At 55.3% G+C, this 14,487-nt stretch carries 14 protein-coding genes; 10 read left to right on the forward strand and 4 right to left on the reverse strand.

What is annotated here, in order from left to right; all coding sequences use genetic code 11:
- The first annotated feature begins 25 nt into the window (after nt 1–25).
- From MRBLMR1_RS25110 to rfbA, 6 genes are all read left to right on the forward strand, one after another.
- Nucleotides 26–403, forward strand: coding sequence for a glucuronosyltransferase (locus MRBLMR1_RS25110; protein WP_500066897.1), 378 nt, complete (start codon nt 26–28; stop codon nt 401–403).
- Complete coding sequence (locus MRBLMR1_RS25115) at nt 400–888, forward strand: glycosyltransferase (RefSeq protein WP_500066898.1); 489 nt, start codon at nt 400–402, stop codon at nt 886–888. The genes MRBLMR1_RS25110 and MRBLMR1_RS25115 overlap by 4 nt, the downstream gene beginning before the upstream one ends.
- 160 nt (nt 889–1,048) lie before the next feature.
- The gene (rfbC, locus tag MRBLMR1_RS25120) at nt 1,049–1,606 is read left to right on the forward strand and encodes a dTDP-4-dehydrorhamnose 3,5-epimerase (protein ID WP_500066899.1); all 558 of its coding nucleotides are present in this window, start codon (nt 1,049–1,051) and stop codon (nt 1,604–1,606) included.
- A gap of 101 nt (nt 1,607–1,707) precedes the next feature.
- A complete protein-coding gene (rfbB, locus tag MRBLMR1_RS25125) occupies nt 1,708–2,790 on the forward strand; it encodes a dTDP-glucose 4,6-dehydratase (RefSeq protein WP_500066900.1) in 1,083 nt (360 codons plus the stop codon).
- Entirely contained in the window at nt 2,787–3,683 is an 897-nt protein-coding gene (gene rfbD / locus MRBLMR1_RS25130; RefSeq protein WP_500066901.1) for a dTDP-4-dehydrorhamnose reductase, read from the forward strand. Before rfbB ends, rfbD begins: the two co-directional genes overlap by 4 nt.
- Before the next feature lie 18 nt (nt 3,684–3,701).
- Nucleotides 3,702–4,571, forward strand: coding sequence for a glucose-1-phosphate thymidylyltransferase RfbA (gene rfbA, locus MRBLMR1_RS25135; RefSeq protein ID WP_500066902.1), 870 nt, complete (start codon nt 3,702–3,704; stop codon nt 4,569–4,571).
- Nucleotides 4,572–4,780: 209 nt separating this feature from the next.
- On the opposite strand, the gene glf is transcribed toward rfbA, so the two are convergent.
- Nucleotides 4,781–5,899 (reverse strand): UDP-galactopyranose mutase, encoded by a 1,119-nt coding sequence (glf, locus tag MRBLMR1_RS25140; protein WP_500066923.1) that lies wholly within the window; start codon nt 5,897–5,899, stop codon nt 4,781–4,783.
- Nucleotides 5,900–6,299: 400 nt separating this feature from the next.
- Between glf and MRBLMR1_RS25145 the strand changes: the two genes are divergently transcribed.
- Nucleotides 6,300–7,277, forward strand: coding sequence for a glycosyltransferase family 2 protein (locus tag MRBLMR1_RS25145; RefSeq protein WP_500066903.1), 978 nt, complete (start codon nt 6,300–6,302; stop codon nt 7,275–7,277).
- 16 nt (nt 7,278–7,293) lie between these two features.
- A complete protein-coding gene (locus tag MRBLMR1_RS25150) occupies nt 7,294–8,580 on the forward strand; it encodes a flippase (protein ID WP_500066904.1) in 1,287 nt (428 codons plus the stop codon).
- A 29-nt stretch (nt 8,581–8,609) separates the two neighbouring features.
- Here MRBLMR1_RS25150 and MRBLMR1_RS25155 read toward each other — a convergent pair whose 3' ends face one another.
- Both MRBLMR1_RS25155 and MRBLMR1_RS25160 read right to left on the reverse strand, forming a co-directional pair.
- Nucleotides 8,610–9,896, reverse strand: a complete 1,287-nt coding sequence (locus MRBLMR1_RS25155) for an O-antigen ligase family protein (RefSeq protein ID WP_500066905.1) — start codon at nt 9,894–9,896, stop codon at nt 8,610–8,612.
- A gap of 141 nt (nt 9,897–10,037) precedes the next feature.
- Nucleotides 10,038–11,345 carry an O-antigen ligase family protein gene (locus MRBLMR1_RS25160; protein WP_500066906.1) on the reverse strand — a complete coding sequence of 436 codons (1,308 nt, stop codon included), beginning with the start codon at nt 11,343–11,345 and terminating at the stop codon, nt 10,038–10,040.
- A gap of 422 nt (nt 11,346–11,767) precedes the next feature.
- On the opposite strand from MRBLMR1_RS25160, the gene MRBLMR1_RS25165 reads away from it, so the two are divergent.
- Nucleotides 11,768–11,908, forward strand: a complete 141-nt coding sequence (locus MRBLMR1_RS25165) for a hypothetical protein (protein ID WP_500066907.1) — start codon at nt 11,768–11,770, stop codon at nt 11,906–11,908.
- Between the two features lie 25 nt (nt 11,909–11,933).
- Nucleotides 11,934–13,472 carry an IS3 family transposase gene (locus MRBLMR1_RS25170; RefSeq protein ID WP_500066908.1) on the forward strand — a complete coding sequence of 513 codons (1,539 nt, stop codon included), beginning with the start codon at nt 11,934–11,936 and terminating at the stop codon, nt 13,470–13,472.
- 364 nt (nt 13,473–13,836) lie between these two features.
- On the opposite strand, the gene MRBLMR1_RS25175 is transcribed toward MRBLMR1_RS25170, so the two are convergent.
- Complete coding sequence (locus MRBLMR1_RS25175) at nt 13,837–14,184, reverse strand: hypothetical protein (protein WP_500066909.1); 348 nt, start codon at nt 14,182–14,184, stop codon at nt 13,837–13,839.
- Between the last annotated feature and the right edge of the window lie 303 nt (nt 14,185–14,487).

Raw genomic sequence — 14,487 nt, forward strand, 5'->3', positions numbered from 1 at the left:
CGAGATGATGGTCTTGCGGGAGGACTTGGCCGGCGTCGAAATGATCTATGCGAACACTTTTCCGGGCTTGGCAGAAAGTGCCGGATTGGAAAAATGCTATATTATTGAGGATTGTAACCGGGACACGCCGATGTCGGTGGTCAGGTGCGCCCGCGATATTTTTCTGCTGATTCGCAAGGAGAGGCCGGATCTCATCATCTCGACAGGTGCCGCACCGGGGCTCATTGCGATCGTGATAGGAAAGATGTTCCGCTGCAGGTCCATATGGGTCGAGAGTGTCGCAAACTCCATTGAACTGTCCATGAGTGGTCGCATTGCCGGTAAGTTCGCTGACCTGTGGCTGACACAATGGCAACATCTCTCCCGTCCGAAAGGACCCCTTTATTGGGGTAGTATCCTTTGATCTTGTTGACAGTCGGCACACAACTGCCCTTCGATCGTTTGGTGCAGATCATGGATGCGATCGCGCCGCAGCTTTCCGAAAAGATATTCGCCCAGATCGGTCAGGGTGAATATGTTCCGCGCAATTTCGAATATTGCCGCATGGCACTACCGGAAGAACTTGCCGAGAAGTTCGGCAATGCCAGCCGCGTCGTCTCCCATGCCGGCACGGGAAGCGTGTTGACCGCGCGTCGTTACGGCAAGCCGATCATCCTTTTTCCGCGCAGGGCGTCCTTGGGTGAGCACCGCAACGAACATCAGCTCGCAACCTGCCAGCAGTTGAATGGCGCGCCGGGCCTGTCCGTGGCCTATGATGAAACGGAGCTGCGGGCACTGTTGAATGGTGATGCTGCTCCCGCTGCTGCAGAACCCACGTTGTCTGGAGCCGGATCGAAGCTTGGTCGCGGGATTGCGGATTATATCCGCCGGATCGACCCGGATAAATAACGAACGGCATTGATTGTCGCCGCGAAGGGCAGCAATAGAAACCGTGGGAAACCATCTGTGGTGGCGATGGACAGAAACGGCTTTCGCATCTGGGATCCGTTTCTCGTTTGAGGGCATCGCGGAATTGAAGCCCTCTCGATTTTAAGGGTCGTTGAACGATATGAATTTCGAAAAATTGGATATCCCTGGCGTTGTTTTGATCGAGCCGAAGAAATTTGGCGATAGCCGCGGCTATTTCATGGAGACGTTCCGCCACTCCCTGTTTGCCGAACATGTCGGTGACTTCGATTTTGTGCAGGACAACCAGTCGCTTTCAGCCGAAGTCGGCACGGTGCGCGGGCTACATTTCCAATTGGATCCCATGGCTCAGGGCAAGCTGGTACGTTGCATCGCAGGCGCACTGCTGGATGTCGCAGTAGACATCCGCACCGGCTCTCCTACCTATGGCAAGCATGTCGCGGTCGAACTGACGGCCGAGAATGGCAGGCAGCTGTGGGTACCGCCCGGTTTTGCACATGGTTTCTGCACGCTCGCCCCCAATACAGAGATCAGCTACAAGGTGACGAACTATTACAGCGCCGAACACGATCGCGGCCTGTTGTGGAACGATCCGGCGCTCGGGATCGACTGGCCGGTCGATGCGGACAAGGCAGCCCTTTCCGACAAGGACAGGAAGCAGCCGTCGCTGGCCGACCTGGGCACCGTTTTCACCTATTGAGGCGTTTCGCTTGATCTTGCCTGGGAGGCGGCCACAAGGTTGCCTCCCTAGACTTTCCTGCCGCGGCCATGATCCGCAATGATATACGGAGAATTCTTCAGATGCGCGTAGTGGTGACAGGCGGAGCAGGTTTTATCGGATCGGCAGTGGTCAGGCACCTCGTGCTCGACAAGGGCTATGAGGTCCTGAACATCGACAAGCTGACCTATGCCGGCACGGAAACCTCGGTGAAGGCTATCGGTAACCGCCCTGGCTACCGGTTCCTGCAGGCCGATATCTGCGACCGTGCCGCGATCGAGCAGGCGATCACCAGCTTCCGCCCCGACCGGATCATGCATCTGGCGGCCGAAAGCCATGTCGACCGGTCGATCACCGGCGCCAAGGATTTCATCGACACCAATATCATCGGCACCTTCACCATGCTCGAATGCGCGCGCCAGTATTGGCTGACGCTCGATGCCGCCGAAAAGCAGGCATTCCGATTCCTGCATGTCTCGACCGACGAGGTCTATGGTTCGCTCGGTGATGATGGGCTGTTCACCGAAGAAACGCCCTATGATCCGAGCTCGCCTTATTCCGCTTCCAAGGCCGCATCCGATCATCTGGCAAAGGCCTGGGCGCGCACCTACGGCTTCCCGGTCGTGGTGTCGAACTGCTCCAACAATTACGGCCCGTATCATTTCCCGGAAAAGCTGATCCCGCTGATCATCCTCAACGCACTCGATGGAAAGCCGCTGCCGGTCTACGGCAATGGCGCCAATATCCGCGACTGGCTTTATGTCGAGGATCACGCCCGCGCGCTCGATATCATTGCCGAACGCGGCAGGATCGGCGAGACCTATAATGTCGGCGGCCGCAACGAGCGTCGCAATATCGATGTCGTCACCCGTATCTGCGAACTGATGGATCAGCTTCGTCCGCAGCAGGGCCCGCATTCCCGCCTGATCACCTATGTGACGGACCGCCCTGGCCATGACGCCCGTTACGCGATCGACGCGACCAAGCTCGAGACCGAACTCGGCTGGAAGGCGCAAGAGAATTTCGACACCGGCATTGAAAAGACCGTGCGCTGGTATCTGGAAAACGAGTGGTGGTGGGCACCGCTTCGCAAGGGTTATGAAGGTGGCCGCCTCGGCCTGCTCGACGCCGACAAGAAGGCTTCCGCCAAGGAAACCACGGCATGAGTGCCCGCAAGCGCATGGTCGTCACCGGTCGGGAAGGGCAGGTTGTCCTGTCACTCCTGGAGCGTGGCGCAAAGGACGATCTTTTCGAGGTAATTGCGCTCGGCCGCCCGGAGCTTGATCTTTCCGCACCGGATACGATCGAGGCCGCACTGAAAGAAGCGCGGCCGGACGTGATCGTCTCGGCTGCCGCCTATACCGCCGTCGATCAGGCCGAAAGCGACGAAGAGGCGGCAACCGTCATCAACGGTATCGCGGCCGGCAAGATCGCGGAAGTCGCGGCCGCACTCGGCGTACCGGTCATTCACCTCTCAACCGACTATGTGTTCGATGGCTCGAAGACTGCAGCCTATGCCGAAACCGATCCGGTCGCGCCGATCGGCGCTTACGGTCGTTCCAAGCTGGCCGGTGAGCAGGCGGTTGCCGCGGCAACGCCGAACCATGCCATCCTGCGCACCGCCTGGGTCTATAGCCCGTTCGGCAGGAATTTCCTGAAAACCATGCTGAAGCTTGCCGAGACGCGCGACAGCCTGAATGTGGTCGACGACCAGATCGGCAACCCGACCTCGGCACTCGATATCGCCGATGTGGTCCTCACCGTCGCCGCCAATCTTCTCGGCAGCGACGATCCGGCCCTGCGTGGCACCTTCCACATGACCGGAACGGGCGAGGCGAGCTGGGCGGATTTCGCCATTGAGATTTTCGCAAGGTCTGCCGATGCCGGCGGCCCGACCGCCGAGGTCGGACGCATCCCGTCGAGCGCCTATCCGACGCCGGCAAAAAGGCCTGCCAACTCAAGGCTCGACTGCAGCCTGCTTGAGGCGCGCCATGGCGTGAACCTTCCCGACTGGAAACAGTCCACTTCCATCATCGTCGAGCGACTGGCTCGAGCTTAAGCATCAGGGGCGATACATATGAAGGGCATTATTCTCGCCGGCGGCAGCGGCACGCGACTTCACCCGATGACCAGGGTCGTCTCGAAGCAGCTCATGCCGATCTATGACAAGCCGATGATCTTTTATCCGCTGTCGACGCTGATGCTGGCCGGCATCCGCGAGATCCTGATCATATCGACGCCGGCCGACATGCCGCTGTTCGAGCGTCTTCTGGGTGACGGCTCGCAATGGGGCATCTCGCTCAGCTACGCCGTCCAGCCGTCGCCGGATGGTCTGGCACAGGCCTATATCATCGGCGCCGACTTCATCGGTGACAGCCCGTCCTGCCTCATCCTCGGCGACAACATCTTCTACGGCCACGGCATCACCGATCTGCTGACCAATGCGATGAAGCGGTCGGACGGGGCAACCGTCTTCGCCTATCATGTCAATGATCCGGAGCGTTACGGCGTCGTCGAATTCGACACGTCGATGCGGGCCGTCTCGATCGAGGAAAAGCCGACAGCACCGCGGTCCAGCTGGGCTGTGACCGGTCTTTATTTCTACGACAAGGACGTGGTCGAGATCGCCGCCAACTTGAAGCCTTCGCCGCGCGGCGAACTCGAGATCACCGACGTCAATCGCGCCTATCTGGAACGTGGCGCTCTCAATGTCGAACAGATGGGCCGTGGTTATGCCTGGCTCGACACCGGAACCCCGGACAGCCTGCTGGAAGCCTCCGAATTTGTCGCGACGCTGGAACGTCGCCAGGGCTTCAAGATCTGCTGCCCGGAAGAAATCGCCTTCCGCATGGGCTTCATCGACGCGGCAGGCCTTGCCAAGCTGGCTGAAGCCTATGGCAAGAGTGATTATGGCAAGTATTTGCGGGAAAAGGTGTCTGTGGGCTGAAATTTCGGTGTCGGAGGTCCCGTCATGACCGCCGACACCGGAGTGCCCAACCGGCTGGGCGTCTTGCTTTGCGATGCTCTCGATGTAGGAAAGCAATCCATTCCTGTCAGCCTGATGGGTAATGCTTCCGGGGCATGGTCGCCTCAGTTTGGTCCGACAAGGTGGCCTGGCCACACTTTTGTCATTAGCCCAGAAACGCAGGGAATGCCTTACGTCGCTACCGGATATGGCGCCCCGTTCAGGCTTTTCAGAAATGCATCGGCGAGATCCAGAGATTCGCGTATCGTCACATCCATATCGAGATAGCGATAGGTCGCCAAGCGACCGACGAAGGTTACGCCTTCTTCGCGAGATGCCATTTCTGTATACTTGTTCAGTAGGGCCATCTCTTTGACCATCCTAATAGGATAATAGGGAATATCACCTTCGCCGCACTGGCGTGAATATTCGCGATAGCAGATGCTTTTCTGGTGGCTCTCCCACGGAGAGAAATGCTTGTGTTCCGTGATGCGGGTGAACGGAACGTCCTCGTCACCATAGTTCATGACGGCGCAGCCCTGATAGTCGCCATCATGGTAGAAGCGCTCGAAATCGAGAGTGCGGTAGCCAAGGCGGCCCAGGCTGTTGTCGAAATATCCATCAAGCGGTCCGGAATAGAATACATGATCGAATGCATTTTTGTCGTCTCTTGAAAAGCGGCTTTTGAGCCGCACTTCAATCCGCTCATGGTTGAGTATGTTTTGCACCAACTCGGTATAACCGTTTTCCGGCATGCCTTGGAAACGATGAAAAAAGTAATTGTCGTCGTAGTTGAAGCGAACAGGCAGACGCTTGAGAATACTGGCGGGAAGATCGGTCGGCAAACATCCCCATTGCTTGATCGTGTAGCCCTTGAAGAATGCCTCGTAGAGGTCGCGGCCGACGAACTTCAAGGCCTGTTCTTCAAACGTCTGAGGATCGCTGATCGTATTGTCGGCCATCGATTGAATGAACTCGCGAGCTTCTTCGGGCCGCAACGCGCTTCCGAAGAACTGGTTGATCGTGTGAAGGTTCACCGGCAGCTGATAGACGCGCCCCTTGCTGGTTGTCTTGACCCGGTTAACGAAGGGCATGAAATGCGCAAATCTATTGACGTAATCCCAGACGGCTTCGTCGTCGGTATGGAAAATGTGCGGTCCGTAGATGTGGACCATGACGCCGGTGTCGCTGTCGCGCTCTGTATAGCAGTTTCCCGCAATATGAGGTCGCTCGTCCATGACCTGGACTGAATGTCCAGCCTCGGCCAAAGCCCTGCCGATCACGGCGCCGGAGAGGCCAGCACCAACCATCAATACGCGCTTAAACAAAGATCTTGTCTCCGGACAAAGTTAAATCATCAATGGCTTAAACTATTGTGATCTGGAATTTCACGTAGTTGATAAAGTCCATTAAAGTGAGAATTTAGACGGTGCAATTAATATATCTTCACTTCGTATATTTAGCATGTGTGTAGTTAATTTGGGGGTTGGTCTCGGAAGCTGCGATTTGACAGTTGTGCGCTTGCGTATACATCGTTTAATAACCTCGACCGTAAACTAAATTTCAGGATCGCTCTTGAGCGGTCTTCTTGAATAGGATCTCTCAAATAAACTCCTGAACTTTTTGCGAGTTCTGGTTCCGGTGGTGATGCCAAGCATCGCCAAGCTCTGAATATAATCGATATTTCGTTTTGTCCGCCAGGAGGCTCGATTGGAAATAGATATACCCAAGGTTGCGGCGGTTGTTGTCAGCTTCAATCGAAAGAACCTGCTTGTTGAATGCATAGACGCGTTGCTCAGGCAGAGCCGCCCTTTGGACAAGATCATCATCATCGACAACAAGAGTACCGACGGCACCGCCGAACTCCTTGATGAGCTGGGTTATTTCGAGAATCCGTCGATCGAGATTCGCGTGCTCGAAAGCAATGTCGGCGGAGCCGGCGGTTTTGAGGCAGGGTTACGGCAGGCGGTCGAGGCCGGATATGACTGGGTCTGGCTCATGGATGACGATGCAGAGCCGCAGCTCGACGCTTACGAGATTTGCTCTGCATTCCTGACCAATGACAATGCGCTGGTCGCGCCTAATCTCGGTGATGCCGACGGCAAGCCTGACTACACGTCGATGCACCGGGGAATTTTGCTCGGACCCGAACATGCGAAGGTCGACTGCCTGGCTAGATCCATTTCGGAGGAAGAGGCGGCGCGTGGTGAGACGGCCGAAATTCACGTCTGCTCTTTTGTTGGTCCTTTCATATCGGCCAAGGCGGTCCGGCAGGTCGGCTTGCCGCGCAAGGAGTTCTTTATTCATTTCGATGACATCGAGTTCACGCTCAGGCTTGGCCAATATCGACGGCTACTGCTGGTCCCCAAGGCAATCATCAAGCACAAGCAAGTGGCGACAATCGATCGCACCGAAATCAGGAAAACGATTCTCGGTCCCAAGCTGCGTATCCGCTTCGAGAGAATGTGGTCGACCTATTTCGGATATCGAAATCAAGCCTCCCTTATTCGCACTAAAACTGTTCCAACGACCATGATCACGCTGCTCCTGCATCATATGAGGGTGCTGATCACCACTGTGCTATACGATGATCGCAAGATCAGCCGGATCAGCTTCTACAATTCCGCCCTAATCGACGGACTTTTGGGCAGGTTCGACAATGAGCGTCCGAAGCGGTGGAAAATATAGGCGGTGATGTGATCTCATGGACAGATTATTGGTCCGCAATCTGATCTCCATGCTTCTGTGGCAAGGTGGAAATTACATCATTCCGCTCGTCACGCTGCCCTATCTTTCCAGAGTGTTGGGCGTCGGCACATTCGGCGATGTGGCTTTTGCCTATGCGATCGTTGCATATTTCACGCTCGTCACCGAATGGGGTTTTGGGCTTTCCGCCACCCGCCTCATATCAACCAACACCCATTATCCGGAAGCCGTCAACAGGATCTTCTGGGAGACCCTGGCTGCGAAATGTCTGCTCGCGGCCTTGTCTTTGATCGTGCTTTTTGCCGCCACGATGATCATCCCTTCCTTGTACGCGATACGCTATCTGGTCTGGGCGGCAGCGATCTCGGTCATAGCGAATGCGATCACCGTGAATTGGTGTCTCCAGGGATTGGAGCGGCTGGATTTCTTTGCCGTCGGATCGCTCCTCGGGAGGGCGCTGACGATACCGCTCACGCTGTTGCTGGTGCATACACCGGAAGACGCTACTGTTTCCATCGTCATTCAGGCAGGCTGTTACTTTTTCAGTGGTGTCCTTTCGGTCTACCTTCTTGCCAGGACGAACTATATCAAGGCGCCGACCATGACTCTTAAGGGCGCCTATGCCCAGTTGTTGCATGGTGGGGATGTCTTCCTCTCAACCGCTGCGGTGAATTTCTACACCACAACTAATATCGTCATCCTTGGTTCGCTCAGCGACAATACTGGCGTAGGCAATTATTCTGGCGCAGACAGAATAAAGACGGCCGCCCAAGGGGTGATATCGCCGGTCGGCAATGCCGTTTACCCCCGCGTGGCCCGCCTCATGGCCGAGGAGCCAGCAAAGGCGTTCCGCTTTCTCGACTGGCTTTTTCTTATCCAGGGATTGGTCACCTTGGTTGTCTCGCTTGTGCTTTTCTGGCTCGCGCCTCTCGCCGTCCAGATCATTCTGGGGCCGGATTACATCGGCGCGGTGCCAATATTGCATTGGCTGGCCTGGCTTCCTGTTATCATCGGTCTCAGCAATCTCTTCGGGCTGCAGGTACTGCTTCAGACGGGAAAGCAGCGACTGTTCAGCCGCATCATCATGTCTGCTGTCCCGATCAGCCTTGCCCTGGTTTTTTCGCTCGTGCACGTATTAGGTCCGATCGGTGCTGCGATGGCGACCGTCCTTACCGAAATCTATGTCCTTGTATTGATGGCATATTTCGCGATCCGCGATAATCCGCGGTTGTTTCTGCCTCTGAGGCGCCGGTTGGGCATATCCCGCCCGGAGGTGGAGATCTGAACTTTCGATCTCCGCTTGAGCAAACCGGCTCAGCGAGGGAAATCGAATTCTGCAGGCAACGCCGGAATACGGGATCGGGCATGAGAGACTTTGCCCGGGACGCTTCCCGAAGACTTGCGTCGCGCTAAGCCGTTGGCGGTGAGGCCGGTTGCAAGGATTAGCCCTGTCATCATCGCGCCACCGGGCGAGGTGGCAACGGGCGACATGCATCCGTAAGCCGTCATGATGCAACCGGTCAGGAAAAGCGGCCAGCCATACTCATAAGGTATCGCCTTCGGCGGCCTGCAGCACAGCACCAGCGCCACGAAATACATCGCCAGCCCGATAATTCCGAAATCGAACCAGATCCCGAGAGGGCCCAGATCGGCAGAGAAGATCAGGTATGAGCCGAGGAATGGTTTGGTCAGGTCTATATCCGACGAGAGCCCGAACCCCCAGATCGGATCCATCCAAAGTCTTTGCCTGACAACCGTATATTCCAGCGCGCGATAGGCGCCCGACGTGTCGGCGGCAAAGAGATTGAACGGGTTGAACGCGTGGAAGACCATCCCGGAAAGAACGAAAGTACCGCCGCAGATCAGGATGCAGATGGACATTCGCCGGATTATTGCCGGGCGTGGCTGAAACAGGAACAGCAGTGTCATCACCGTCACAAGGAGCAGATACACGCGTGACAGCGAGAGGATCGAGGCCAGGGCACAAATCGCAAAGCCGGCAACCGCGATATGGGTCGCCTTGGTCCGGATCTGAACCAGCCAGTAAAAATAGGAAAAGCATCCCAGGCCGAAATACATGAAAATCCGTGCACCGCGCGAATCATGCGAGGAAACCAGTGCTTCCAGCAATTTTCCTGGTAGCACGCCGGCGATCTGCATTGCCGACGCGATGGCGTAGATACTGCAATAGATGGTTCCGTAAAAGGCAACGCACCGCAGGAGATAGGCACGGCCGCCGGAAAGGCATAGCCCCACGAACGGCACGAAAGACAGCATCCAGATATATTGGAAGAAGGCGTTGACGTTGATCGGGATCCAGAGTTTGCCTGCAAACACGGAGAGCTGGTTCATTACAAGGGCGATATAACACGAGCAGGCGATCGGCATCGCAAATCGCCCGCGAATCATAGCGTAGACTACGTAGAAGGCGATAATCGAGGTCGCGCACCCCAGAAGAAGCGGCTGCATAAAGGATGCGCCGATGACGCGGTATATTCTCGACGCAAACAGGAAGTCGCAGATCAGGAAAACATGCGTCAGCATCCGGTGAAGCGCGAACTCTAATTCTGCCAGTGGCTCTTTTGGCCGAATGTACTGCATCGCATTCATCCCGGTGAAGTGTAAAGGTTTCGAATATGTTCTGAAGTCTTCCTGTGTGTCGCGACGGTATATCGTTCACCTGTGATCTGGAGAAGTATATCTTTTCAAAATATTCCGATTTCGCATGAAATGCAGACATGCTCAGCGACGGCTTGACGCAGGATAGCGCGGATTGCCGAGCGTTGAAGAGGCGTCGTGGGCTGCCAAATGTCTCCGCCGATACTGCCTCCAGGAATTGGGCCCGTGTCGCCTCACTCGGGCCAGTGAGCCAAAGCCGATCCCGAAGATCAGGCCTGTGATTGTCGATCCTCCTTCGCTGACGGCGACCGGCGATATGCAACCATTCGCAGCCATCATCGCCCCCGTCAGAAAAAGTGGCCAGCCGAATTTGTAGTCGATGTTTCGTATCGGTCGCGAACAGAACCACAAGGCGATAAAATAGAGACCGAGTCCGATCAGGCCGAAATCAAACCAGACGCCAAGGGGGCCGATATCCGTGGAGAAGATGGGGTAGGGGCCAAGGAAGGCGTGGGAACTTTCGAAATTCGGAGACAACCCGAAACCCCAGAGCGGGTCCATCTCGATACGCTTCCGCATGATCACATATTCCAGCGCACGATACGATCCCGAACTGTCATTTCCGAAAAGGTTGAAGGGATTTATGGTCGGAAACACAATGCCAGAGAGCACGAAGGCCGACCCGACGAACAGAATGAAGCGTGCGAAGAAGGAGATCAGTGCGGGCCGCGGTACAATGTGGAACAGAAATGTTAGCGACAGCAGCAGAAAAAGATAGACCCTTGATAGCGACAATACGGATGCAAGAAGGCAAATCGTGAAGAAGAAGATACTCTTCCGGCTGCGTTTGTTCTTCAACTGCACCAGCCAGTAGAAATAGGAGAGGCAGACCAGACCCGCATACATGAATACGCGGTATCCGCGTTCGGTGTCGAAGGATACGATCGCCTGCAGGATCTGGCCGGGCAGCACGTCCGCCATCTGCATGGAAGATGTCGCGGCATAGAATGCACAATATAGGCTTCCATAACCGACCGCGCATTTAAGCAGGTAGTCCCGCCCTCCGGCTATGCATATCCCAGCAAAGGGGATGAAGGTCAAAAGCCAGATATACTGAAAGAACACGTTCACATTGACCGGAATCCACAATTTCTCTGCAAATACGGAGATCTGAAAGATTACAAGGCAGATATAGGCGGTTGCGATGATAACAGGGACGATCCTGAACCTGGAAAGCAAATAGATCACATAGAATGCCACTATTCCCGCGCAGGTCGCGAGGATCAGCGGATGGATGATTTCGAGATGTATGACCCTGTATACACGGGAGGCATAGATCAGATCGACGATCAACAGGACATGCGTGAAGAGGCGATGCAACGCGAACCCAAGCTCTTCATGTGGCTGGCGTGAGATGCGGCGATTGATCATTGAAGAGTCCGTATTCCGGAATTCAGTCAGGTGTAGAACCTTTTTATGTGCCGTGTCTAAATAATCGCAAAGAAATTGTCACTGAGACGCGCTGTTTTTGTTTCGTTCGAAACAACAACTCCCGCAATGTCGATCCTGGCGAGGAAAGCGTTGAGCCGGTTACTTTGAAAGCGCGCAGCCGCACAACCTCATCACCGGACACCGGAATTGCGCTTTCGAACGGTAACCGGGACATGGTGAAAGCGATAGGCAGCTTCCCGAGCGCCCGTGCCTCCGCTGGTGCGACGACCGGAAAGCTTTACATCGAGATGAAGCTCATCGCGTTGTCATCTACTGCATCGCCGCAAATAGGCTCGGGATTATGCAGTTCCGATAAGTCCTAGAACGGTCATATTGGCGCAACCGGAACCGGCTCTGGCACCATGTTCTGGCTTGGGGCGGATAGCTTCTATCTCGATGAGTTCGTGCTGGTCGAAGGCATCGATAGCAACATTAATTCGGCGTTGAATTACGCGTGGATGATGGCGGCTGATCTCGACGCAGGCAAGGGAGATGCGGACTAAAACTTGGACCACCAGGAGGTAGTCCATGTATTCCCATGCAGACCGAATTCGCGCGGTCGAGCTGTATATTAAGCTCGGCAAGCGGGTTAAGGCGACGATCCGCCAATTGGGTTATCCCACGAAGAATGCGCTGAGGAACTGGTATCGAGAGTACCAGCAGCATCAAGACCTACGCGTCCGTAGTGCGGCTCGCGCACCGAAGTTTTCTGAGGCCCAGAAGCAGACAGCGCTTGAGCATTACCGTACTCACGATCGCTGTATCTCTATGACGATGAGGGCGCTGGGTTATCCAGGTCGCGGGACTTTGACAGCATGGGTTCGAGAGGCGTTTCCGCGGACGAGAACTTCGATGGCAGGAAGATCCTGGCGTCCGGCTTATCCTGAAGCGTTGAAGCAGGTCGCTGTCCTCGATCTTTGCAGTGGAGAGGAAAGTGCCCAGCAGGTAGCCGACCGGATAGGCGTATGCCGGCCTACGTTGTACGCTTGGAGGAATGAGTTACTCGGTCATGAGGCTGCCTCATCGATGAAACGCCGCAAAACCTCTGCGCCGGCGCCTGAGCGTGAAGAACTCGAGCGACAGCTTGAAGCCCTCCAGCGCGATGTCCGACAATTGCAGCTCGAGCATGATCTGCTGAAGAAGGCCAATGAACTGCTAAAAAAAGGCCTGGGCGTCGATCTGCAACTCCTGAGTAATCGGGAGAAGATACAGCTGGTTGACGCCCTCAAAGATACCTATCGATTGCCGGAACTGCTTGTGCAGTTGGGGATTGCGCGTAGTTCGTACTTCTACCACCGCGCCCGAGCAAACCTGGAATACAAGTATGTCGCCATCCGTCGCGACCTGACGGAAATCTTCGAAAGCAACCATCGCTGCTACGGCTATCGCAGACTGCAGGCGTCTCTGGCCAGGCAGAGTGTGACAATCTCGGAAAAGGTTGTGCAGCGATTGATGAAACAGGAGCGTCTGGTCGCCGCCAGACCACGGCGACGGCGTTTTGGCTCTTACTTGGGAGAAATCAGTCCTGCGCCTGAGAACCTGATCAATCGGGACTTCCATGCAGAAGCGCCGAACGAGAAATGGCTTACGGACATTACCGAATTCCAGATCCCAGCCGGCAAAGTGTATCTCTCGCCCATCATAGATTGCTTCGACGGGATGGTGATCAGCTCGTCGATTGGAACGCAACCTGATGCGGGCCTGGTCAACACGATGCTGGACGCCGCCATTGAAACTGTCACCGACGGCGAAGGTGGGACAATTGTCCATTCCGATCGCGGAGCGCATTATCGTTGGCCCGGCTGGCTATCTCGGATTAACGATGCGAACTTGGTTCGCTCGATGTCCCGCAAGGGCTGTTCCCAAGATAACGCTGCGTGCGAAGGCTTCTTTGGACGGTTGAAAACGGAACTCTTCTATCCACGAGACTGGAAGACCATCACAATCGAGCAATTTGTGCGCGAGGTTGATGGCTACATCCGATGGTACAATGAGAAGCGCATCAAAATATCATTGGGGTCGCTCAGCCCGATCGAGTATCGCAGAAGTCTCGGCCATAACGTCTAAATCAGTCCAAGTTTTTATCCGCATCCCCGCCGGGTCAGTTCTCAGTGGCAATCAACAATACGGATCCTTGTAGATAAAGTCGTTCGCTCGCAGGCAACACTTTTTTGTTTTTATTCCGCTTCGGCATGGGCACGACATGTTCCGTTCGAAGCGAAATGGTCTGATAGATGGGTAGCGATTAGCCATATCGAAATCTCACAATGGGAAATCTGTCGTCACCTTCGAACTATTTGAGCCCGAGTTAATGGGAACAAGAAGTGCCTCAAGTCAGTAAGCAAACCTATATCGCCTCGGTCAGTGAAGAAAACTTCCGATCAGTCTAACCCCACCGCCCTGACATCGGTTACCCTGCATTCGTGATAAGTCAGCGGGATGAGATTAAGAGGCGCCCCTCATCAGTTACGCGAAGCGTTACAGTAATACGCCTCGGCTTGGAGTGGGGGACGGCATTTCGGATCTCCCCTTCGAGTTCCAGATGACATTGGCCTATCCACCGTTCCGGGGCGAAGCTGACAGACACGCCGGGTCCTGCATATTCCCCGGCGATTCGTTCGGCTTCAAGATAGGCGAAGGCAACAGGGCAGGCGGTTCGAATTACCTCCTCCCTCATATCTATAATCGCAATGGCTGGTAAAACACCAATGATAGCGGCGAACTCAACAGCTTTGATCATAAGATAGGTTGTCCATGAATCGGGCACGTCGTCAAGCACCCCGCCGCCCTGGCATCGCTCAATCAACTCGACTTACGAGTAGTCGTTTCACTGGTTCTCTTGTTATCGGTCTCGGCTCTGGTCTGGGACGATCTGGATCGATGACCCGGTATTCACGCTCCAGTCGATCGAAAACACTCTGTGGGTTATTATCTGCCATACTGAATAGCCCCTAGTGTTGGTTTCCACGCAGAACTGAGCCGGTTAGGCGCATAATTTCCATTGAGAATTGAGCCATGTGAACCTTCCCCCAACGCGGTGAGCGACGGGGGCAACGGAGTGATCCACATGGGACTTTTAAAC

Origin of the sequence: Neorhizobium sp. LMR1-1-1.1 (genome assembly GCF_040675795.1) — a bacterium.
Lineage (GTDB): Bacteria > Pseudomonadota > Alphaproteobacteria > Rhizobiales > Rhizobiaceae > Neorhizobium > Neorhizobium cellulosilyticum.

Coding starts and splice junctions, on each gene's coding strand:
- rfbC (WP_500066899.1), top strand. CDS start 1,049: ATGAATTTCGAAAAATTGGATATCCCTGGCGTTGTTTTGATCGAGCCG.
- rfbB (WP_500066900.1), top strand. CDS start 1,708: ATGCGCGTAGTGGTGACAGGCGGAGCAGGTTTTATCGGATCGGCAGTG.
- rfbD (WP_500066901.1), top strand. CDS start 2,787: ATGAGTGCCCGCAAGCGCATGGTCGTCACCGGTCGGGAAGGGCAGGTT.
- rfbA (WP_500066902.1), top strand. CDS start 3,702: ATGAAGGGCATTATTCTCGCCGGCGGCAGCGGCACGCGACTTCACCCG.
- glf (WP_500066923.1), bottom strand. CDS start 5,899: ATGGTTGGTGCTGGCCTCTCCGGCGCCGTGATCGGCAGGGCTTTGGCC.
- MRBLMR1_RS25150 (WP_500066904.1), top strand. CDS start 7,294: ATGGACAGATTATTGGTCCGCAATCTGATCTCCATGCTTCTGTGGCAA.
- MRBLMR1_RS25155 (WP_500066905.1), bottom strand. CDS start 9,896: ATGCAGTACATTCGGCCAAAAGAGCCACTGGCAGAATTAGAGTTCGCG.
- MRBLMR1_RS25160 (WP_500066906.1), bottom strand. CDS start 11,345: ATGATCAATCGCCGCATCTCACGCCAGCCACATGAAGAGCTTGGGTTC.
- MRBLMR1_RS25165 (WP_500066907.1), top strand. CDS start 11,768: ATGTTCTGGCTTGGGGCGGATAGCTTCTATCTCGATGAGTTCGTGCTG.
- MRBLMR1_RS25170 (WP_500066908.1), top strand. CDS start 11,934: ATGTATTCCCATGCAGACCGAATTCGCGCGGTCGAGCTGTATATTAAG.